At 65.6% G+C, this 19,508-nt stretch carries 19 protein-coding genes; 11 read left to right on the top strand and 8 right to left on the bottom strand.

Annotated features, from left to right (window positions below; translation table 11 throughout):
• Positions 1-24 precede the first annotated feature (24 nt).
• Positions 25-558 (bottom strand): WhiB family transcriptional regulator, encoded by a 534-nt coding sequence (locus LFT44_RS05785; protein ID WP_236801649.1) that lies wholly within the window; start codon positions 556-558, stop codon positions 25-27.
• 426 nt (positions 559-984) lie between these two features.
• On the opposite strand from LFT44_RS05785, the gene LFT44_RS05780 reads away from it, so the two are divergent.
• Positions 985-1,686, top strand: a complete 702-nt coding sequence (locus LFT44_RS05780) for a TIGR03089 family protein (protein WP_236801630.1) — start codon at positions 985-987, stop codon at positions 1,684-1,686.
• Positions 1,687-1,696: 10 nt separating this feature from the next.
• Here the strand turns inward: LFT44_RS05780 and LFT44_RS05775 are convergent, their stop codons facing one another.
• Positions 1,697-2,257 (bottom strand): GtrA family protein, encoded by a 561-nt coding sequence (locus LFT44_RS05775; RefSeq protein ID WP_236801628.1) that lies wholly within the window; start codon positions 2,255-2,257, stop codon positions 1,697-1,699.
• Positions 2,258-2,479: 222 nt separating this feature from the next.
• On the opposite strand from LFT44_RS05775, the gene LFT44_RS05770 reads away from it, so the two are divergent.
• The 5 genes from LFT44_RS05770 (at position 2,480) to LFT44_RS05750 (ending at position 8,846) form a co-directional block, all read left to right on the top strand.
• Positions 2,480-3,628, top strand: coding sequence for a 5-(carboxyamino)imidazole ribonucleotide synthase (locus LFT44_RS05770; RefSeq protein ID WP_236802807.1), 1,149 nt, complete (start codon positions 2,480-2,482; stop codon positions 3,626-3,628).
• Positions 3,625-4,206 carry a 5-(carboxyamino)imidazole ribonucleotide mutase gene (gene purE, locus LFT44_RS05765; protein WP_236801626.1) on the top strand — a complete coding sequence of 194 codons (582 nt, stop codon included), beginning with the start codon at positions 3,625-3,627 and terminating at the stop codon, positions 4,204-4,206. The genes LFT44_RS05770 and purE overlap by 4 nt, the downstream gene beginning before the upstream one ends.
• 10 nt (positions 4,207-4,216) lie before the next feature.
• A complete protein-coding gene (locus LFT44_RS05760) occupies positions 4,217-5,866 on the top strand; it encodes an LCP family protein (protein ID WP_236801624.1) in 1,650 nt (549 codons plus the stop codon).
• A gap of 55 nt (positions 5,867-5,921) precedes the next feature.
• Positions 5,922-7,166 carry a mannose-6-phosphate isomerase, class I gene (gene manA, locus LFT44_RS05755; protein ID WP_236801616.1) on the top strand — a complete coding sequence of 415 codons (1,245 nt, stop codon included), beginning with the start codon at positions 5,922-5,924 and terminating at the stop codon, positions 7,164-7,166.
• A 480-nt stretch (positions 7,167-7,646) separates the two neighbouring features.
• Positions 7,647-8,846: an IS30 family transposase gene (locus LFT44_RS05750; RefSeq protein ID WP_442863690.1), complete on the top strand. Its 1,200-nt coding sequence runs from the start codon at positions 7,647-7,649 to the stop codon at positions 8,844-8,846.
• A gap of 72 nt (positions 8,847-8,918) precedes the next feature.
• On the opposite strand, the gene LFT44_RS05745 is transcribed toward LFT44_RS05750, so the two are convergent.
• Positions 8,919-9,974, bottom strand: a complete 1,056-nt coding sequence (locus LFT44_RS05745; RefSeq protein WP_236801610.1) for a lipid II:glycine glycyltransferase FemX — start codon at positions 9,972-9,974, stop codon at positions 8,919-8,921.
• A gap of 88 nt (positions 9,975-10,062) precedes the next feature.
• Positions 10,063-11,085, bottom strand: coding sequence for a class II fructose-bisphosphatase (gene glpX, locus LFT44_RS05740; RefSeq protein WP_236802806.1), 1,023 nt, complete (start codon positions 11,083-11,085; stop codon positions 10,063-10,065).
• A 225-nt stretch (positions 11,086-11,310) separates the two neighbouring features.
• Between glpX and LFT44_RS05735 the strand changes: the two genes are divergently transcribed.
• From LFT44_RS05735 to LFT44_RS05725, 3 genes are all read left to right on the top strand, one after another.
• Complete coding sequence (locus tag LFT44_RS05735) at positions 11,311-11,991, top strand: DUF4245 domain-containing protein (RefSeq protein ID WP_236802805.1); 681 nt, start codon at positions 11,311-11,313, stop codon at positions 11,989-11,991.
• A 10-nt stretch (positions 11,992-12,001) separates the two neighbouring features.
• Positions 12,002-12,616 (top strand): carbonic anhydrase, encoded by a 615-nt coding sequence (locus LFT44_RS05730; protein ID WP_236801597.1) that lies wholly within the window; start codon positions 12,002-12,004, stop codon positions 12,614-12,616.
• An 87-nt stretch (positions 12,617-12,703) separates the two neighbouring features.
• Positions 12,704-14,131 carry a class II fumarate hydratase gene (locus LFT44_RS05725; protein WP_236801592.1) on the top strand — a complete coding sequence of 476 codons (1,428 nt, stop codon included), beginning with the start codon at positions 12,704-12,706 and terminating at the stop codon, positions 14,129-14,131.
• A gap of 288 nt (positions 14,132-14,419) precedes the next feature.
• Here the strand turns inward: LFT44_RS05725 and LFT44_RS05720 are convergent, their stop codons facing one another.
• Positions 14,420-14,890, bottom strand: coding sequence for an NUDIX hydrolase (locus LFT44_RS05720; protein WP_236801589.1), 471 nt, complete (start codon positions 14,888-14,890; stop codon positions 14,420-14,422).
• Positions 14,891-14,933: 43 nt separating this feature from the next.
• Positions 14,934-15,473, bottom strand: coding sequence for a prepilin peptidase (locus LFT44_RS05715; RefSeq protein WP_236801587.1), 540 nt, complete (start codon positions 15,471-15,473; stop codon positions 14,934-14,936).
• A gap of 60 nt (positions 15,474-15,533) precedes the next feature.
• On the opposite strand from LFT44_RS05715, the gene LFT44_RS05710 reads away from it, so the two are divergent.
• Both LFT44_RS05710 and LFT44_RS05705 read left to right on the top strand, forming a co-directional pair.
• On the top strand, positions 15,534-16,343 hold the full coding sequence (locus tag LFT44_RS05710; RefSeq protein ID WP_236801585.1) for a hypothetical protein: 810 nt from the start codon (positions 15,534-15,536) through the stop codon (positions 16,341-16,343).
• Positions 16,344-16,384: 41 nt separating this feature from the next.
• Positions 16,385-17,032 carry a GNAT family N-acetyltransferase gene (locus LFT44_RS05705; protein WP_236801583.1) on the top strand — a complete coding sequence of 216 codons (648 nt, stop codon included), beginning with the start codon at positions 16,385-16,387 and terminating at the stop codon, positions 17,030-17,032.
• A gap of 50 nt (positions 17,033-17,082) precedes the next feature.
• Here the strand turns inward: LFT44_RS05705 and LFT44_RS05700 are convergent, their stop codons facing one another.
• Positions 17,083-18,501: a PhoH family protein gene (locus tag LFT44_RS05700; RefSeq protein ID WP_236801582.1), complete on the bottom strand. Its 1,419-nt coding sequence runs from the start codon at positions 18,499-18,501 to the stop codon at positions 17,083-17,085.
• A 239-nt stretch (positions 18,502-18,740) separates the two neighbouring features.
• The gene (locus LFT44_RS05695; RefSeq protein WP_272910836.1) at positions 18,741-19,502 is read right to left on the bottom strand and encodes an isoprenyl transferase; all 762 of its coding nucleotides are present in this window, start codon (positions 19,500-19,502) and stop codon (positions 18,741-18,743) included.
• Positions 19,503-19,508: the final 6 nt, after the last annotated feature.

Genomic DNA, 19,508 nt, shown 5'->3' with positions numbered 1-19,508 from the left:
CAGTGACGTGCACATCCTGAAGAATTAGATTGCTCGCTTCCTAAGCCGCCGGCGCTCACGCTCGGAAAGGCCTCCCCAGATGCCGAACCGTTCGTCATTGGCCAGCGCGTACTCCAGGCACTGCGACCGTACGTTGCAGGCACCGCAGACCTTCTTGGCATCGCGGGTGGAGCCGCCCTTCTCAGGGAAAAAGGCTTCCGGATCCGTCTGCGCGCACAAAGCATCCGTCTGCCAGCCCAGCTCGCCCTCGTCGTCGAACTCCTGCTGCAGCGGCAGCCCGATCCACACCGGCTGGGTGGTGCCGGCCGCAGCCAGCTCCATAGGCGGATCCAGGTCGTCTTCCGGCTCAGCACCGCCGTCGAGGAGGGCTTCGTGTGCCGCGAGGAACGCGGTTCCCTGGTCCTCAAGAACAGTGGTGGATTTCCTGTTGTACCGCTCCGCGGCATCAGGATCAGCGGGGTCCACGTACCAATCGCTCGGCACCCCCCGCGCACGGTACTTTGCCGTTGCCTGACCGGCCACGACGGCATCTTCCTGGATACGCTCTGCTTGCCCCACGGCGACCCTCCTGATGGTTCAGCGACTGCCTGGATACGTGGACACTCGGTTGTGTGCCGGTATTTACGCAATTGCTTTAGTTACCTAATTACACGTGTGTAACTAGGGCGAGTCAAGCCGTTGCCGGGATAATAGACAGTCGAAGCCGGGAACTTTGCGCACGCCACGCCCGGGTTTTCCTTCCGCCCCGGCGTGGCGGAAGGGTCTGGCCCGTAATTCCCGGCAGGAAAGCCGCCAATCCCCCGTGTTAGCGGGGAAAATACCTGCTCTTCGCAGAAATAGCAAGCACACTTAGCAATGCGGGTGATTAACATCACTACCAGTTCCCCTGGCTTGGCCGCCGCGGCTGGCGCCGGGCATCCAGGTAAGCCTGGCATCCAGGTAAGCCTGGCATCCAGGTAATTCGGACAGTGGCAGGATGAACGCATGACATCAATTCCCGCGCTCGAACTCACGGCCGCCCTCCGCTCCGGAAACTCCACGGCACCACGCCTGACCTGGTACGGGCCCGACTCGGAGCGGGTGGAACTGTCGGGCCGGGTCCTGGACAACTGGGTGGCCAAGACGAGCAACCTGCTGCAGGACGAACTGGATGCAGAACCGGGCATGCGGCTCCGGCTCGCACTTCCGGCCCACTGGAAAGCGCTGGTATGGGCACTGGCCGGCTGGCAGCTGGGACTGGAAACAATGCTCGACGGCGGCCAGGCGGACTTCCTTGCCACCGACAATCCCGCCGGTTCCGAGGGACAGTACGACGCCGGCGTTGCCGTTGCCCTGCCGGCCCTCGCCATGCGCTGGGGCGGCGACCTTCCTGCCGGTTGGCTGGATTATGCCGCTGAGGTGCGGTTACACGGGGACGTGTTCATGCCCCACGCCGATCCTGACCCGTCGGCCCGCGCCGTGCTGACCAGCCAGGGGCGAAGTGTCCTGCATCAGGACCTGATCACCGGTTTTGCCGTGCCGCATACAGAAGGCGCCAGGCTGCATGTTCCTGCCGATGCCGGACTTGAAGCTGTACTCGCGAATGCGCTGGGAGCATGGCAGCAGGGCGGCTCCATAGTGCTGACCCATCCCGATGTGGCGATCACCGACAAACTGATGGCCGACGAACGCATCCACGGAAGCTAGCGGCAGCTGGCTAGGCCTGGGGGCCGCCGTCGGCGGGAGTCGGTGCCGGGCGTTCCGCGGCACCCGCACGCTCCTTGTGGGGGTGGGCTTCGATGATCTCGTGGTCGTGGGAGAACTCCGGTTCCTGGTCCAGTTCCTGGTTGAACACCAGGAACCGGTAGGCGAAGAAGCGCATAACCGTGGCGACCAGGATGCCAACCACGCCGGCGAGGAACAACAGGTTCTTGTTGTCGATGCCCATGCCGTACTTGGCCAGGGCGGTGAAGCCTGTAGAGATGCCAATGCCGATTCCGTTGATGATCACGAACATGATGAACTCACGGAGTACGTTGGCCTGGCGGCGGTGGCGGAAGGTCCAGAACCGGTTCGCCACCCACGAAAAGACTGTGGCCACGGTGGCTCCCACAAAGCGGGCCTTCGCCTCGCTGTCGGACATGGGGCCGTGCATCAGGTAATAGGTCAGCCCGTTATCGATGACGAACGCGACACCGCCGACCGCACCAAACTTGGCCACCTCGCGCCAGAAGAGTGAGGCGAGCCCCCGGATACGATCTGCAAGTGTGCTAAACATGACCCTCCATGGCCGTGACGAACTGTGGGCCACTCGGCCAAAGGACCATTTTAGCCCCAAAGCCTTACAGCGCCCCCCGGATGCAGGAGCCGGGTACCCCTCCCCGCGAAAATGTCCGTCCCCCACCGGGCCGCAAAAGCGTCGATCCGGCGCGTCTTCGGTAGGCTGGCATATGTGACTTTTCCAGTGATAGGCGTGGTTGGCGGCGGCCAGCTCGCGCGAATGATGGCCCCTGCCGCTACAGCACTCGGCTTTGAACTCCGCGTCCTCGCCGAAGGTGACGACGTGTCGGCGGTATCGGCAGTACCCACTACTCCAGTGGGCGACTACAAGGATCTGCAGACGCTCCTGGACTTTGCCAAGGGCCTGGACGTGATGACGTTCGACCACGAGCACGTGCCCACGGACCACCTCCGCGCCCTGCAGGAGGCCGGAGTCAACGTCCAGCCCGGACCGGACGCCCTGGTCCACGCCCAGGACAAACTGGTCATGCGTGCGGCCATCGACCGGCTTGAACTGCCGAACCCCACCTGGGCATCCGTGGCCGACGTTGACGCGCTGGTGCGCTTCGGCGATGAAACCGGTTGGCCCGTTGTCCTGAAAACCCCGCGCGGTGGATATGACGGCAAGGGCGTCAGGATCGTCGGCTCGCCGGAGGAGGCCGCCGAGGCGGCTGACTGGTTTGCCGCCATGAGTCCCCTGCTGGCCGAGGCCAAAGTCGAATTCACCCGCGAACTCTCCGCCCTCGTGGCGCGCAGCCCCGATGGCGAAGCCCGGGCCTGGCCCGTGGTCCACACCATCCAGGTGGACGGTGTTTGCGACGAGGTGATTGCTCCGGCGCTGGACATCCCGCTGGAGGTGGCGGCAGCCGCTGAGGACGCCGCACTGCGCATCGCCGCCGAACTGGACGTGACCGGCGTCCTTGCCGTGGAACTCTTCGAAACGCCGGGCACCGGAGCCGGATTCCTGATCAACGAACTGGCCATGCGGCCGCACAACACCGGCCACTGGACCCAGGACGGCTCCATCACCAGCCAGTTTGAACAGCACCTCCGTGCCGTCCTGAACCTGCCCCTGGGCGCCACCGATGCGCTGGCGCCGGTGACGGTGATGAAGAACTTCCTGGGCGGGCAAAACCAGGACTTGTACTCCGCCTACCCCATGGCACTCGCCGCCGAACCCGCCGCGAAAGTCCACTGCTACGGCAAATCTGTACGGCCGGGACGTAAGATCGGCCACGTCAACCTGGTGGGAAGTTCCACCGCGGAGGTGGACTCGGTCCGCCGACGGGCCACGGCCGTGGCCGGCATCATCCGTGACGGGCGGGTATCCGCCGAAGAACCTGCAGCGATTTTCGAGGAGAAGGCATGAGCGCCGACAGCACCCCCGCCGCATCCGGCACCAGCCCCCTGGTGGGCCTGGTCATGGGCTCCGACTCGGACTGGCCGGTCATGGAGGCCGCGGCGGACGCCCTGGCCGAATTCGGCATCCCGTTCGAAGCGGACGTGGTCTCAGCCCACCGGATGCCCACGGAAATGATCCGGTACGGGCAGACGGCGCACGAACGCGGCCTGCGGGTGATCATCGCCGGCGCCGGCGGTGCCGCCCACCTGCCCGGCATGCTCGCCAGCGTCACGCCGCTTCCCGTCATCGGTGTGCCGGTCCCCCTTAAGACCCTGGACGGGATGGACTCCCTCTTGTCCATCGTCCAGATGCCCGCCGGGGTGCCGGTGGCGACGGTCTCCATCGCCGGCGCGCGGAACGCCGGGCTCCTGGCCGTTCGGATGCTCGCGTCGGGTACCGACGAGCTCGCTGCCTCCCTCCGCGCTGACCTCCTCGACTTCGCCGCGGACCTCAACGCCGTTGCCGCCCGCAAGGGCGCAAACCTGCGACAGAAAGTAAGCGAAGTCTTCCCGGACGGCTCCGGCGCCCTTCGGGGCAGCCGTTAGGGCGGCGGGCATGGCCAGCAGCAGCAGCGTGCTCAACACCGGGCCCGGGGCGTCCCTGACAGACCCCGTCCGCTACCCGGTCAGCGCTTCCTCTCCGGTCCGTACCAAGCGCGCCTTCGTGCTGGTCCTGTTGACGCTCCTGGTACCGGGCAGCGCGCAGCTAGTTGCGGGCGACCGGAAGCTGGGGCGGACGGCGCTGCGCATCACGCTCTGTGTGTGGGCCATCCTGCTGCTGGCGGCGGTCCTGCTGTTACTGGACCGGAGCATGGTCATCAGCATTGTCACAAATCCGGTCACGTCGCTGGTGCTGGTGGTCCTGTTGGCCGCGCTGGCCCTCGGCTGGGCATTGCTGTTCCTCAACACCCTGAGGCTGATCCGCCCCGTCCTGCTGGCACCGAAAGCGCGCCCCGCCGTCGGCATCGCCCTGGTGGTTGCCCTGGTCCTGGGCAGCGGCTCCATGGGTTACGCCGCCTACCTGCTGAACGTGGGACGCAACGCCATCGGCAATATCTTCTCGTCCGGCCCGGCCATCAAGCCGGTGGACGGCCGCTACAACTTCCTTATGATGGGTGGCGACGCAGGTGATGACCGCACCGGCCGCCGGCCGGACAGCCTCTCGGTGCTGAGCGTGGATGCTGAGACCGGCCAGACCGCCATCATTTCCGTCCCCAGGAACTTCCAGAACGCGCAGTTCAGCGAGGGCTCCCCCATGCGCGCCCTCTACCCCGACGGCTACAACTGCGGCGACGAATGCCTCATCAACGCCATCAACACAGAGGTCACCAACGAGCACGCCAACCTTTACCCCGGCGTGGCGGACCCAGGCGCACAAGCAACCATGGAGGCCGTCTCCGGCACGCTCGGCATGCAAATCCAGTCGTACGTCCTGGTTGACATGCAGGGCTTCTCCACGCTGATCAATGCCATGGGCGGCATCCGGATCAAGGCGGGCGGGTGGGTTCCCATGAGCGGGTACTTCGACGAAACCACCAAGACCCACGGGATGCCCCTCGGCTGGATCCCGGCCGGCGACCAGACCCTCAACGGGGACCAGGCGCTCTGGTACGGACGCTCGCGCGAATACGTTGATGACTACTCCCGCATCCAGCGCCAGCAGTGCGTGCAGCAGGCCATGCTGAAGCAACTCGATCCCACTACCCTGCTGTCCAAGTTCGAGGACATTGCCAGCGCGGGAACCAAGGTGGTGGAATCCAACGTCTCCTCCGCCCAGCTGGGCAGCTTCCTGGACCTCGCCATCAAGGCACGGGGCAAGGACGTCAAACGGCTCACCATCGGGCCGCCGGACTTTGACCCGTCCTTTTCCACCAACCCGGACTTCGACCAGATCCACGAGCGGGTGGACCAATTGCTGGCGCAGGCATCCGCCAAGGGCGCACAGTCGGCAGGAATTCCCGACGACGGTACGGCAGTTCCAGGGGCAGGCGACGGACATGTCCAGGCGGCCGGGCCCCTGCCTGCCACCCTGCCCACGGGCGGCAACGCCGTGCAGCAGCCCTCGCCGTCGGACTTCACCCCGGTGACCACCACGCCCGACGGCGAGCCGATCACCGAAGAGATGCTCACCCAGCTCAAGCTCGAAGGAAACGAAGAGGCCATCCGCCAGCTCGTGGCCACCAACGGACAGTGCCGCCCGCTTTAGCGGCAATGGCGGCCGGCCAATCATCAATGCCCATCCACCAAGGAACGGAACGGTTTTGTACGAGATTGAGAACGTCCTCCGGGACTACGCCTGGGGTTCGACGACGGCCATCGCCTCGCTGCTGGGCCGTCCCGAGTCGGGTGGCCCGGAGGCCGAACTGTGGATCGGTGCGCACCCTGACTCGCCGTCGGTGGCCCACGTGCCGGAGGACGGCACCCGGAGCCCCCTCGATGCCCTGATCTCATCGGACCCGGAACACTTCCTGGGCGCGGAATCCGTCTCCGCCTTCGGCCCCCGGCTGCCGTTCCTGGCCAAGATCCTTGCCGCCGCGCAGCCCCTCTCCCTCCAGGTCCACCCGAGCCTGGACCAGGCGCGGGCAGGGTTCGCGCGGGAGAACGCCGCCGGGCTGGACGCCCATGCCGCGAACCGTAACTACAAGGACGACAACCACAAGCCGGAGATGATTCTCGCGCTTACGCCGTTCGAGGCGCTGTGCGGGTTCCGGCCCGCCGCCGAGACCCGGGAGATCTTCGAGTACATCACCCACGCGTTCCCCGAGGAAACCTCCTCCCCCGCGCTGGTCCAGGCCCTGATTGACGATCTCGCCGCCGCGGACGAAGGCGCAGGACTGCGCCGGGCCTTCGAGCGGCTGATCACTGGCGGCCAGGGCGTGGCTGAAGATACTGCCCTGGTGGTCGAAGCCCTGCTGTCGCGCGCTTCCCTGGAGCCGTACCAGGCCGAGTTGGGCACGGTCATCAGCCTTAACGAAAAGTACCCGGGCGACCCCGGCGTGCTGATCTCGCTGCTGTTGAACCGGATCTCGCTGACGCCCGGGGAAGCTGTCTACCTCCCCGCCGGGAACGTGCACGCATACCTGCACGGGCTGGGTGTGGAGGTCATGGCCTCCTCGGACAACGTCCTTCGCGGCGGCCTGACGCCCAAGTACGTGGACGTCCCGGAGCTCCTGAACACCATCGATTTCCACCCAGTGGCAGTGCCCATGCTGGACGCCGAGAAGACGGTGATGGACCAGGAACTGTTCCGCCCCCCGTTCAAGGAGTTCCAGCTGCAGCGCATCGAGCTGGGGCCGGATTCGGGACCTGTACCCCTGGCGCAGTCCGGCGCCGCGGTGGTCATCGTGGTGGCCGGCGAGGTGTACCTTGACTCACCCAGGGGCGACCTGCAGCTGTCCAGGGGCCGGAGCGCGTTCATCGCGGCCGCGGAAGCCCCCGTCAACGTCCACTGGGTGGCCGGAAGCGCCGAGCCGGCGCTGGCCTTCGCGGTGACCACCGGACTCTAGCCCCGGGAAAGAAGGGCGACGCCGGCACCCAAGCTTGGGTTCTAGTGGTCGTTGCAACACCCCTTAGTTTTGGGAGTTGCAACGACCATGTCGTCTTTAAGCGAGGGCAGGACCCCTCGACGGAGCTATACCTCCGGGGAAAGGGAAGGGTTCTTCCGGGCACTGGCAAGCGCGGGGAGTGTTGCTCTTGCCGCGGCTGAGCTCGGGCTTAAACCGTCGGCGTGCTACCGGTGGCTGCGTGAGGCGGGAATATCTGCCGGCACCATAAATGGCGGGAATGTCCGTGGGGCGAGAGTAACCCCGGAGGTGAAGGCAGCGTTCTTCAAGGCTTTGGCGCGTACCGGTAGCACTACGGTTGCCGCTGCCGAACTGGGGTTGAGCCGTCAAACTTGTTACAAGTGGACCCAGAAGGCCGGGCTTGCGCGGAAACGCACGGAAGGCCCCAGCCGTGAGGATTTCCGCAAGCTCCGCGAAGCTGGAATGACACGCCGGGAGGCTGCCAAAGAACTGGGCATTAACCGGTGCACGGCCCAGGAATGGGACAACGGGGTCAGAAGGACACGGAACGGGCGAATCTACCGTGATGGCCGCCGGGTCGATTACACCAGTGGTGTGATGACACTGACCACCGACGAAGCGATCACCGATTCTGGCGCGTTTCCCGCACTTGCGGCCTTGGAGAAACCACTGGATGCCAGATTCCTGACTTTGCAGGACCGGGAACGGATTGCTGACCTCCGCGCTGCCGGCACACCGGTCCGGAAGATCGCCAGGGAGCTGGGCCGGTCCGCCTCGACCATCAGCCGGGAACTGGCCAGGAACAGTGTCAACGATGGGAAGTATTACGCCTATGCAGCCCAACGTGCCGCGACCGCCCGGCGGCCCCGGCCCAAGGACAGCAAGCTGGTCACTCACCACCGGTTACGAAAGTATGTGAAGAAGAAGCTGCTTCGGCGCTGGTCACCGGAACAGATCAGCAACAAGCTGATCAGGAAGTTTCCCAACGACCCGGAGATGCGCGTGAGCCCAGAAACGATCTATCAGGCCCTCTACTTCCAGGCCCGCGGAGGACTCAAACGTGAAGTCCAGGCAGCTCTGCGCACCGGCCGGACGCGCCGTAAGCCTCACAAGGACCCCCAGCAGCGGCAGCCCCGCTTCGCTGACCCTATGGTGATGATCTCCGAACGCCCACCCGAAGTTGAAGACCGCGCCGTTCCAGGACACTGGGAAGGAGACCTGATCACCGGGGCAAGCAACCAGTCCGCCATCGCCACCCTCGTTGAACGCACCACCAGATACGTCATGCTCGTCCATCTGCCCGGAGACCACACCGCCGAAACCGTCCGTGATGGCCTCATCGCCACGATGAAGACACTCCCCGAACACCTCCGAGGCTCCCTGACCTGGGACCAGGGCGCGGAAATGGCAGCCCACAAATCCTTCACCATGGCCACGGACATGCAGGTCTACTTCTGCGACCCCGCCAGCCCCTGGCAACGCGGCTCCAACGAAAACACCAATGGCTTGCTGCGCCAATACTTCGAAAAAGGCACGGACCTATCCATCTATGGCCCCGAAGACCTCGAACACGTCGCCCAAGAACTCAACAGCCGACCACGCAAAACGCTCGGCTGGGACACCCCAGCCGAGCGTCTGCGTGATCTACTAATGACCACATAACACCAGCAGTGTTGCAACGACCCCTAGAAACCGCCAAGCGGGTGCCGGCGTCGCCCTTCTTTCCTGGCTCAGTCAGTTGCCCGGGCGCAATTTCCGGACCAGCGGGCCGACCCGTCCGGCCGCGCCTTTCAGTAGTTGGCGACCCTTCTGGAGGCCCTTGCGCGCCAGCGGCATGGCCTTGGCGTATGCGGGGTAGAAGGGCGAGAGCGGCTTTTCCCAGGTCCCCAGCAGCATGTTTTCGTGCCTGGCGAACTGCTTCTTGAAGTCGGAGATGCCGTCGTTGAGCAGGCCGTTGAAGTCGTACCGGCTGCAGCCGTCCTCGCGCATGGACTGCAGGGCAGCCCACTTTACGCCGTAATTCACGCGCTGCTTCTGTCCTTCGGCGGAGACGCCGCCGTAAAGTTCGAAGGCGGTGGTGCCGCTGCGCGACAGCCACGTGAACGCCAGCAGCTGTTCGCCGTCGAACGCTCCGATGATGGGCGAGGCATCACCGAGGTTGTGGAAGATGTCGCGGTAGTACTGGTCCTCATGGATGCCGAAGCCCGCCCGCTCGGCGGTCTGGTGGTAGATGGCCAGGACCTGTTCCAGCTCGGAATCGTTCTTGACCTTGCGGAATTCCACGTCGCTGCGCATCGACTTGCGGATGTTGGCCCGCGTGGACTTGGACATCTCCGCCATCAGTTCGTCATCGGTCCGGGTGAGGTCCAGGATGAGCGTTCGCGGGATCAGCACCGTGTTGGTGGACTCCCTGAATCCGGCAGCGGCCACGGCACCGGCGAAAGCGGAGTCCCGGTCCCAGTCCGGTTCGATGCTGAGGGCCACGCCCCGGTGCCGGAGGGCAGCGTGTTCGGCCAGCCGGTTGAGGACCACCTGGGCATCTTCGACGGAGCACATGGGGCCGCGCGGAATGTAGACCAGTGCCCGGAATGGGACGGGAAGGCTGCGGACCAGCAGCTGGGCGGCACCGATGGTTTCATCCCCGGCCTTGACCAGGACCCGGTCCACGGACCAGCCGTGCGCCGCCTTGGTCTCGCCCCAGCCCCACAGCTGCTGCGGATGCCCCTGGAACCGGTCAACGTGCTCGTCCCAAAGGGCGCGGTCAGTACAGGGCACAACAGCAGGAATCATGGCTTAAACCCTATACCAAGGCATTAACGGCAAAACCCCGGATGCGCGCGCGGCGCCCCGGGGCTTTGCGAACCTGCACCGGCGGGAATCAGCTCTTGCGGGCGTAGTTCTCCCACTTGCTGGCCTGGTGCTCGCCGTCAACGAAGCGGATGGTGCCGGACTTGGAGCGCATCACGATGGACTGGGTCAGGACCTTGTCCTTGGAGTAGCGGACGCCCTTGAGCAGGTCGCCGTCGGTGATGCCGGTGGCTGCGAAGTAGCAGTTGTCGCTGGAGACGAGGTCGTTGGTGGACAGCACGCGTTCCAGGTCGTGGCCGGCGTCGATGGCCTTCTGCTTCTCTTCGTCGCTGGTGGGCCACAGGCGGCCCTGGATGACGCCGCCCAGGGACTTGATGGCGCAGGCGGCCACGATGCCCTCGGGGGTTCCGCCGATGCCCATCAGCGCGTCCACGCCGGTTCCGGAGCGGGCTGCAGCGATGGCGCCGGCAACGTCGCCGTCCATGATGAACTTGGTGCGTGCACCGGCTTCGCGGATTTCCTCCACCAGCGGGCGGTGGCGGTCGCGGTCAAGGATCATGACGTTCAGCTGGTTGACCTTGACGCCCTTGGCCTTGGCAATCAGGTGCAGGTTCTGCTTGACCGGCAGGCGCAGGTCCACCATGTCCGCGGCTTCGGGGCCGGTGACCAGCTTCTCCATGTAGAACACGGCCGAGGGATCGAACATGGAGCCGCGTTCGGCAACGGCCAGGACGGCCAGCGCGTTGTTGATGCCCAGGGCGGTCAGGCGTGTTCCGTCGATCGGGTCAACAGCCACATCCACTTCGGGGCCGGTGCCGTCGCCCACGCGCTCTCCGTTGAACAGCATGGGGGCTTCGTCCTTTTCGCCCTCGCCAATCACCACGACGCCGTTGAAGTGGACGGTTTGCAGGAAGGAACGCATGGCATCGACGGCTGCGCCGTCAGCGGTGTTCTTGTCGCCGAAGCCAACCCAGTGGCCGCCGGCGATGGCGGCCGCCTCGGTGACGCGGACGAGTTCAAGGGCAAGGTTGCGGTCCGGCTCGTCGTGGCCCACCGCAAGGGACGGTGAAATCGTGGAGTACTTCTGGGTCATGGACGCTGGTGACACGTGAACCTCTTCTTCGAGTGGCGATCATTGAACCCGCCCGCCGGTGCAGCAGAACGGTGATTCCTCTGCTATCGATCATAGTCGCGGCGCCTCGCCATGGGCGGCCCATGACGCGGTCCCGCAATGTACCTCTGGAGGTGGTGCCGGGCCGCGGCCGGGCCCGAATGGAAGTCCGGCTCAGGGATGGGCGACTATAGAGGGGTGAACGACATGCAGGAAGCCACCAGTCCCAGCTCCGGCGAGCCACAGCCCGAAGGCCGCCCCGCCGCTTCCGGCAGCAGTGCGGAAACTCCCGTCAAGCCCGTCATTCCGGCGGCGGCCGCCAAGCGGGCCAACGCCTCGGTGATCGGCATGATCATCGCCCTGGTGCTCAGCATTGCGGCGTTCCTGCCCGTGGTCCTGATGAATCCCCAGCCCAAGGGCGAGGGCTTCCGGCCGGACGTCGATGTTGCATCGGTGGCGCGGAATGCGGCAGATGTGGCTGGATTCACACCCGTTGCGCCGGACACCGGCAACGTGTTCCGTGCGAACTACGCCCGGTGGGAGGGCGGAACGGCCAGTGGCGTGCCCACGTGGGAGGTTGGCTACCTGACCCCCAAGGCATCCTTTATCGGATTGGTGCAGACCACCAAGGCCAACCCCACCTGGCTCCTACAGCAGACCAAGAATGCACCCGTCACCGGCTCGCGGAACGCCGGCGGCAAGGAGTGGGAACTGCGGGATACCGGCAAGGGCGAAAAGTCGATGATCCTGAACTACAAGGGCAGCACCGTCGTCCTCTCCGGGGCCGCCCAACTGGACGAGTTCGCAACACTGGCGGCCGCCGTCGTGACCTCCCTTGACGCCAACCCTGCCGTCACAGTTTCACCGTCCGCCACTGCCGCGCCTTAATGTAGTAAGCATGGCTACTAACCTCACCCCTGCACTGGCATGGCGCCGCCTGCGCGAAGGCAACGAACGTTTCGTAAACGGCGAGTCCTCCCATCCGAACCAGAACGCCTCACGGCGCTCCTCACTGGTGGAGACCCAGAACCCCTTCGCGGTGATCTTCGGCTGCTCCGACTCCCGCCTTGCGGCTGAAATCATTTTCGACGTCGGCTTGGGCGACGTCTTCGTGGTCCGCACGGCCGGGCAAGTAATTGACGACGCCGTCCTGGGCTCCCTGGAATACAGCGTCGCCGTGCTGGGGGTGCCGCTGATCGTGGTGCTTGGGCACGACAACTGCGGTGCCGTCACGGCCACCAAGGACGCCGTTGAGACCGGCGAGATGCCGGCGGGATTCATCCGCGACCTCGTGGAACGCATCACCCCCTCCGTCCTCACCTCCCTGCGGAACAACCAGCCCGAGGTCAACGACATGGTGGTGGAGAACGTCAAGCAGATGTCGCAGCGCCTCGCGGACAGCTCGCGTGTGATTTCCACCGCAATCGAGGAGGGCCGGACCGCAGTCATCGGTCTCTCCTACCGCCTGGCAGAGGGCCGCGCCGACCTTGTTTCCGGAATCGGCGAGCTCTAAAAGCAACTTGCCGGCGGTCCAACTGGCCGCCGGCAATGCACCCTTAACGGTTTTCGATGGGGCACCCGATCGCCATAAGCTAGCCCCATGACTTCCACTGAAGAGTTCCGCATTGAACATGACACGATGGGCGAAGTCCGCGTCCCCGTGAACGCACTGTACCGCGCGCAGACGCAGCGGGCAGTGGAGAACTTCCCTATTTCCGGCAAGACCCTGGAGCGCACCCACATCGAGGCGCTGGCCCGGGTCAAGAAGGCAGCTGCCCAGGCCAACGCAGAACTGGGCGTGCTCGACGGCGAGCTGGCCAAGGCGATTGCAGACGCTGCCGATGAGGTGGCCGCCGGCAAGTACGACGGCGACTTCCCCATCGACGTCTTCCAGACCGGCTCCGGCACCTCCTCGAACATGAACACCAACGAGGTCATCGCCGAGCTGGCCACGCGTGCACTGAAGGCGGCCGGCAGCGACAAGGTTGTCCACCCGAACGACCACGTCAACGCCTCGCAGTCCTCCAACGACGTGTTCCCCACCTCGGTCCACGTTGCGGCCACCTCCGCGCTGATCAACGACCTCATCCCCGCCCTCGGCTACCTGGCCGAGTCGCTGGAGCGCAAGGCCGCCGAGTTCAAGGACGTCGTCAAGTCCGGCCGCACCCACCTCATGGACGCCACCCCGGTGACCCTGGGCCAGGAGTTCGGCGGCTACGCGGCCCAGGTCCGATACGGCATCGAGCGCATTAACGCCTCACTCCCCCGCGTTGCCGAGGTTCCGCTGGGCGGCACCGCCGTAGGCACCGGCATCAACACCCCCGCCGACTTCCCGGAGCGCGTCATCGAACTGCTCGCTACGGACACCGGCCTGCCGCTGACCGAGGCCCGCGACCACTTCGAGGCCCAGGCCAACCGCGACGGCCTGATCGAGGCATCCAGCCAGCTGCGCAACATCGCCATCTCCTTCATGAAGATCAACAACGACCTTCGCTGGATGGGTTCGGGCCCCAACACGGGCCTTGGCGAAATCGCCCTCCCGGACCTGCAGCCCGGTTCGTCCATCATGCCCGGAAAGGTCAACCCGGTCATCTGCGAGGCCTCCATCATGGTGGCCGCCCAGGTCATCGGCAACGACACCACCATCGCCTGGTCCGGCACCAACGGCGCCTTCGAACTCAACGTCGGCATCCCGGTGATGGCCGCCAACCTGCTGGAGTCCATCCGCCTGCTGGCCAACACCAGCCGGGTCATGGCGGACAAGATGATCGATGGCATCACGGCCAACGTGGAGCGCGCCCGCTTCCTGGCCGAGGCATCGCCGTCCATCGTCACGCCGCTGAACAAGTACATCGGCTACGAGAACGCCGCCAAGATCGCCAAGACCGCCGTCAAGGAAGGCCTGACCATCCGCCAGGCCACCGAGAAGCTGGGCTTCGTCGGCGACGGCGAAGGCAAGGTCTCCGAAGCCGACCTGGACAAGGCGCTGGACGTCACCACCATGACGTCCCCGGCCCACAAGGCCTGACGTCCCCCGGCACAACCGGCTAACGCTCGACGGCGGCCGGTCACCTTCCGAACGGAAGGTGACCGGCCGCCGTCGCACTTTAACTCAGAAGCAGCAAAGTTGCACTGGCCCAGGCGTCGAGCTGGTTTCCCAGGGCCGCTGACCGCCGTCGGACACTTGTCCTGGCCGCTGCCGGGCTGGCTGCCGGCACTTGCTACTCACCGGCGGCAGCCAAGAAGACCAACAGGGTGGCCGCAATTTTTTTTGGGGGGGGTGCGGCGCCCCTGTTTCATTTGCGCCCGGGAGTCCCTACGGTTCGAAGTGGACGGCCCCGGAAGGTGCCAGGGCCTGGCGGATGCTGGTGAGGTGTCCGGGCATGAGTTCGGGAAGCTCGTCCGGGCCGAACCAGCCGACGGCCAGGGATTCGTCGTCGTTGACCCTGGCCTCGCCGGTGACGTAGCGGCACAGGAACACCACGTCCAGGAACTCGCAGACATCGCCGTTGGGATAGGTGAACGGACCCACCGCGCCGACGGACACCACGCGTTCGGCTTCGGCCACGACGGCCGTTTCCTCAAAGATCTCCCGGACCAGGCCCCGGGCAGGCTGCTCTCCCGGGTCCAGCATGCCGCTGATGAGTGCCCACTGCCGGTTGTCCGCCCGCTGGGCCAGCAGGATCCTGCCCGCATCATCCACCACTACCCCGCGGACCCCGGGAACCCAAAGGGGGTCGTTGCCGATCTTCTTGCGCAGCTTCAGGACATATTCGGGTGCAGGCATAACCACAGCCTATCCAACAGGTCCTTGCCGCATCGCAAAGCGCTCAGGCGGGCAGCAGCATGGCGGCGGCGGCCCCGGCGAGCATGAACGGGCCGAACGGGATGGCGGACTTCAGGGTTCCCCGCCGGGCCGCCAGCAGGGCCACGGACCACAGCCCGCCCAGCAGGAAAGCCAGGAAAGTTCCCGCGAACAGGTGCCCCCAGCTGAGGTAGCCAAGGTACATGCCCAGTACTCCTGCGAGCTTGACGTCGCCAAAGCCCATGCCCGGCGGATAGATAAACCGGAGCACGAAATAGAACAGCCACAGGATGCCTGCTCCGGCCACCACGCGAAGGGCGGGAGTGGCCAGGATCGCTCCTGTGTCTCCTGCGTCCGGGCTGGCCCACGCTACTGCGCCCGCCGCGAGCAGGAGCGCGCCCGCCACCGCGTAGGACGGGAAAACGATCCTGTTGGGCAGGAGGTGGTGCCGGACATCGATGATGGTAAGCCGGACGGCCATCACCGCAAAGTACAGGCAGGCCGCCAGGACCAGCCAGAAGGCCAGCGGGGTGTGCTGCCAGAGGTCGCCGAGTCGTCCGATCACTCCTCGGATGCTACTGGATGCACCCATTCCGGCCGTAGCGCCCCCGCGTAAAATGTGGATATGTCCACCTGGGACTCCCGCCGCCGCCCCGCTTCGGACCCTGCTGCGCCCGGCCCTCCTGCCGCCCCACCCGACCTGGCCGGCACGTTCCGGAACCTCTGCCGGTCATCCCCTTGGAAGTGGCAGTCGCTGAGGTTTGAGTACTGGGACCAGCCCTTTGAATCCGCCCCGGCTCCCGGCGCACCTTTTGTGCGTGCCTGGTTGCGCCGGCCCGGGGCGCTTCGGCTGGAAAGCCCGGAAGGGCTGGTTTTGCACAGCACCACGGGCATCAACGATTCCAAAGCCGACTTCTATGTGAGCGCCACCCGAAAGTCCTGGCTCCTGCCTCCCCACCTGGTCACGCCCGTGTACGACGACGGCGGGCTGGTGCGGCGCCGGCCTGAAGCGGCCTACGGCGAGCCAGGGTTCGGCAACGGCCGCTTTGCGGCTGCGCTGGACCCCGTGGAACTCGCCGGCAGCGCTCCTGTACCCATCGAGTTTCCGGGCAGCAACGCCCTGGATATCCGGGAGGTCCGGCAGGGTGACCACGAGGGCCGGCCCGTCCTTGAGGCGGTTGTGGCGCCCAGCGCCGCCTACCGGCCCGCTGATCCGGCCGCCCCGCTGTGCCTTCCGGGCACTTCCCGGCTTCGCGTGGACGCCGGCACCGGCGTGTGCGTTTCCAGCAGATCGCTGGAGGCCGGCACGGTAGGATATGGCCATTGGATCCGGATCCTTGCCGTGGATGAGTACATGCTCGACGACCTGTTCCTGGCTCAGTCCATGAACCTCACCGACGTCCGCAGGCACATCAGCTGGGACGTTCCTGCCTGACGTGACAGGTCCTTCCGGCGCGGATGGACTACGCTTCGCGGATGACGACAATGAGCTCCATCTGGCCCCTGTTCGACCTCACCCTGGCCACGCCGCGACTGGAACTCCGTCCCATCACCGACCAGGACATCCCCGCAGCCGTCGAAGCGGCCCGCAGCGGCATCCACGAGCCCGGCAGCAACCCCTTCAGCAATCCCTGGACAGAGCTGCCCGACGACGAACTCGGCCCCAACATGGCCCGCTGGTACTGGCGCTGCAGGGCCGAGTGCACGCCGGAAAACTGGACGCTGCTCCTGGGCATCTGGCACGAGGGCCAGTTCATCGGCTGCCAGGACGTCGGGGCCAAGGACTTCCCGGCCCTCAAGACAATGTCCACCGGCTCGTGGCTCAAGCAGTCCGCCCAGGGCCGGGGCCTTGGCAAAGAGATGCGCGCCGCCGTCGTCCTCTGGGCCTTCGACTGGCTCGGCCCGGAAGTCGCCGAATCTGAGGCCGCCGCCTGGAACGAAGCCTCCCTGGGCGTATCCCGCTCCCTCGGCTACGAACCCAACGGCACCACCCGCAAAGCCTGGGGGAGCCAAGTCCAAACAGTCCAACTGGTCCGGGTCACCCCGGAAACGTTCAAGCGACCCGACTGGGAGCTGCGGGTCGAGGGCCACGAAGCAGCAGCGCGGTTCCTCGGCATCGCCTAAAGAGAGGGCCGTGGCCCGGCGAACCAGGCCACGGTCCCTGCGTTGGTGGCTTAGCCCTCGAGGAGTTCCGTCACGAGCGCTGCGATGGGCGAGCGCTCGGAGCGGGTGAGGGTGACGTGGCCGAAGAGCGGGTGTCCTTTGAGGGTTTCGACGACGGCGGCGATTCCGTCGTGGCGGCCCACGCGGAGGTTGTCCCGCTGGGCGACGTCGTGGGTGAGGACGATCTTCGAGTTTTGGCCGATGCGGCTCATGACCGTGAGGAGGACGTTCTTTTCGAGGGACTGGGCCTCATCGACGATCACGAAGGCGTCGTGGAGGGAGCGTCCGCGGATGTGGGTGAGCGGCATGACTTCGAGCATGCCGCGGTCCATGACCTCCTCCACCACTTCCTGGCTGACCAATGCGCCCAGGGTGTCGAAGACTGCCTGCGCCCAGGGGTTCATCTTCTCCGACTCGGAGCCCGGCAGGTAGCCGAGTTCCTGGCCGCCCACGGCGTAGAGGGGCCTGAAGACGATCACTTTGCGGTGTTCGCGGCGTTCCAGCACCGCCTCGAGGCCTGCACAGAGGGCCAGTGCGGACTTGCCGGTACCGGCGCGGCCGCCGATGGAGACGATGCCGACGGCGGGATCCATCAGCATGTCGATGGCCAGCCGTTGCTCGGCGGACCGGCCGTGGAGTCCGAACACGTCCCGGTCGCCCTTGACCAGGCGGACCTGCTTGTCGGCACCCACCCGGCCGAGCGCCGAGCCGCGGTTGGAGAGTAGCACCAGCCCGGTGTTGACGGGCAGTTCGGCGGCGGCGGGGATGAAGACAGGCTCGTGGCCGTACAGGGTAGCGATCTCCTGCTCGTCGGCTTCCACTTCGGCGACGCCGGTCCAGCCGGAGTCCTTGACCAGTTCGTTGCGGTATTCGTCAGCGGTGAGGCCCATGGCGGAGGCTTTGACCCTCATGGGCAGGTCCTTGGAGACTACGGTGACGTTGCGTCCCTCGTTGGCCAGGTTCTTGGCCACGGCGAGGATCCGGCTGTCGTTGTCGCCGCTGCGGAAGCCCAGGGGCAGGACTTCGGAGGAGATGTGGTTGAGCTCCACCATCAGGGTGCCGCCCTCGTCGCCAATGGGGAGGGGCTGGTTCAGGCCGCCATGCTTGACCCGGAGGTCATCCAGGAGCCGCAGGGCCTTCCGGGCGAAGTAGCCCAGCTCCGGGTCGTGCCGCTTGGCTTCGAGTTCGGTGATGACGACGACGGGGACAACCACCTCGTGTTCGGCGAACCGCAGGAGTGCGCGGGGATCGGAGAGCAGGACGGAGGTGTCGATGACGAAAGTGTGGATGTCGGCTTCCCTTCCGGAGACAGCAAAACCGGCCGCAGCATCAGTTGCCGCGCCGGTTTCAGAGGTGTTTCGCTCAATGCGAGAGGTAGCTTTCCTGCCCTGTCCAACCAGGACCTCGGGCAGTTGTTCAGAAGTAGCCACATCGACTCCAGCCCCGGGCGCAAGCCCGGAATTGTTAGTGGTGAGGCGGCTCGGCCACGAGGCCGGGTCCGGCCTCCCATACAACCGGTGCGATGTTTCGCTCCATGTACTGGCCTCCCCGATCAGCCGGCGGTTTTGCCTGCTGATGGATATAACGTAAATCCACAGCAGGCCATTTCCGCAACCATTTGGCGGCGATTTCTCCGGCGGATGTATGAACTCGTGGTGAACCGGGGGTTTCAGGCCCCAAAGCGCCGTTGCCGGCCCGCGTAGTCGCGCAGGGCGCGGAGGAAATCCACCTTGCGGAAGGCCGGCCACAGTGCCTCGCAAAAGTAGAACTCGCTGTAGGCGCTCTGCCACATGAGGAAGCCTGAAAGCCGCTGCTCCCCTGACGTCCTGATCACAAGGTCCGGGTCCGGCTGGCCGCGGGTGTAGAGGAAGCGTGAGATGTCATCGACGCACAGGTCATCGGCAAGCTTTGAGATGTCCATGCCCTTGGCGACGGCGTCATGGAGCAGTTCCCGGACGGCGTCCACGATCTCCCGGCGGCCGCCGTATCCCACGGCGACGTTGACGTGGATCTTCTCCCGGACGGGGGTCCTGGCGGTGAGCTTGTTGAGCCGTTCGGCCAGGTAGTCGGGAAGCAGTTCAGGAGCACCCATGGCATGGACCGAAATGTTGGCGTCCTCGTCCAGCCGGTCCAGCGTGTTGGCGATGATGCCCATCAGGAGATCAAGTTCCTCGCTGGAGCGGTTCATGTTGTCCGTGGACAGCATGTAGAGCGTCACCACCTTGACGCCGAGTTCCTGGCACCAGCCGAGGAATTCGTGGATCTTGTCAGCGCCGGCCTGGTGGCCCTGACTGGTGGGTGCATTGAACTGTTTGGCCCAGCGGCGGTTGCCGTCCACCATGACACCAATGTGCCGGGGAATCCGGTCCCTCGGGAGGTCCTTGAGCAGCCGGCGCTCGTAATAGCCATAGAGGAACCCGGGCAACTCCACGCGTCC

The sequence above is a fragment of the Arthrobacter sp. FW306-05-C genome (assembly GCF_021801725.1).
In the GTDB taxonomy this organism is placed as follows: Bacteria; Actinomycetota; Actinomycetes; order Actinomycetales; family Micrococcaceae; genus Arthrobacter.
Note: the sequence above shows the minus strand (reverse complement) of the source record. Positions and strands in the feature narration are given on the sequence as shown.

Excerpts from the sequence above, each read along its gene's own strand:
- LFT44_RS05780 (WP_236801630.1), top strand. The coding sequence starts at position 985 with ATGACATCAATTCCCGCGCTCGAACTCACGGCCGCCCTCCGCTCCGGA.
- LFT44_RS05775 (WP_236801628.1), bottom strand. The coding sequence starts at position 2,257 with ATGTTTAGCACACTTGCAGATCGTATCCGGGGGCTCGCCTCACTCTTC.
- LFT44_RS05770 (WP_236802807.1), top strand. The coding sequence starts at position 2,480 with ATGATGGCCCCTGCCGCTACAGCACTCGGCTTTGAACTCCGCGTCCTC.
- purE (WP_236801626.1), top strand. The coding sequence starts at position 3,625 with ATGAGCGCCGACAGCACCCCCGCCGCATCCGGCACCAGCCCCCTGGTG.
- LFT44_RS05760 (WP_236801624.1), top strand. The coding sequence starts at position 4,217 with ATGGCCAGCAGCAGCAGCGTGCTCAACACCGGGCCCGGGGCGTCCCTG.
- LFT44_RS05750 (WP_442863690.1), top strand. The coding sequence starts at position 7,647 with ATGACACGCCGGGAGGCTGCCAAAGAACTGGGCATTAACCGGTGCACG.
- LFT44_RS05745 (WP_236801610.1), bottom strand. The coding sequence starts at position 9,974 with ATGATTCCTGCTGTTGTGCCCTGTACTGACCGCGCCCTTTGGGACGAG.
- glpX (WP_236802806.1), bottom strand. The coding sequence starts at position 11,085 with ATGACCCAGAAGTACTCCACGATTTCACCGTCCCTTGCGGTGGGCCAC.
- LFT44_RS05735 (WP_236802805.1), top strand. The coding sequence starts at position 11,311 with ATGCAGGAAGCCACCAGTCCCAGCTCCGGCGAGCCACAGCCCGAAGGC.
- LFT44_RS05730 (WP_236801597.1), top strand. The coding sequence starts at position 12,002 with ATGGCTACTAACCTCACCCCTGCACTGGCATGGCGCCGCCTGCGCGAA.
- LFT44_RS05725 (WP_236801592.1), top strand. The coding sequence starts at position 12,704 with ATGACTTCCACTGAAGAGTTCCGCATTGAACATGACACGATGGGCGAA.
- LFT44_RS05720 (WP_236801589.1), bottom strand. The coding sequence starts at position 14,890 with ATGCCTGCACCCGAATATGTCCTGAAGCTGCGCAAGAAGATCGGCAAC.
- LFT44_RS05710 (WP_236801585.1), top strand. The coding sequence starts at position 15,534 with ATGTCCACCTGGGACTCCCGCCGCCGCCCCGCTTCGGACCCTGCTGCG.
- LFT44_RS05705 (WP_236801583.1), top strand. The coding sequence starts at position 16,385 with ATGACGACAATGAGCTCCATCTGGCCCCTGTTCGACCTCACCCTGGCC.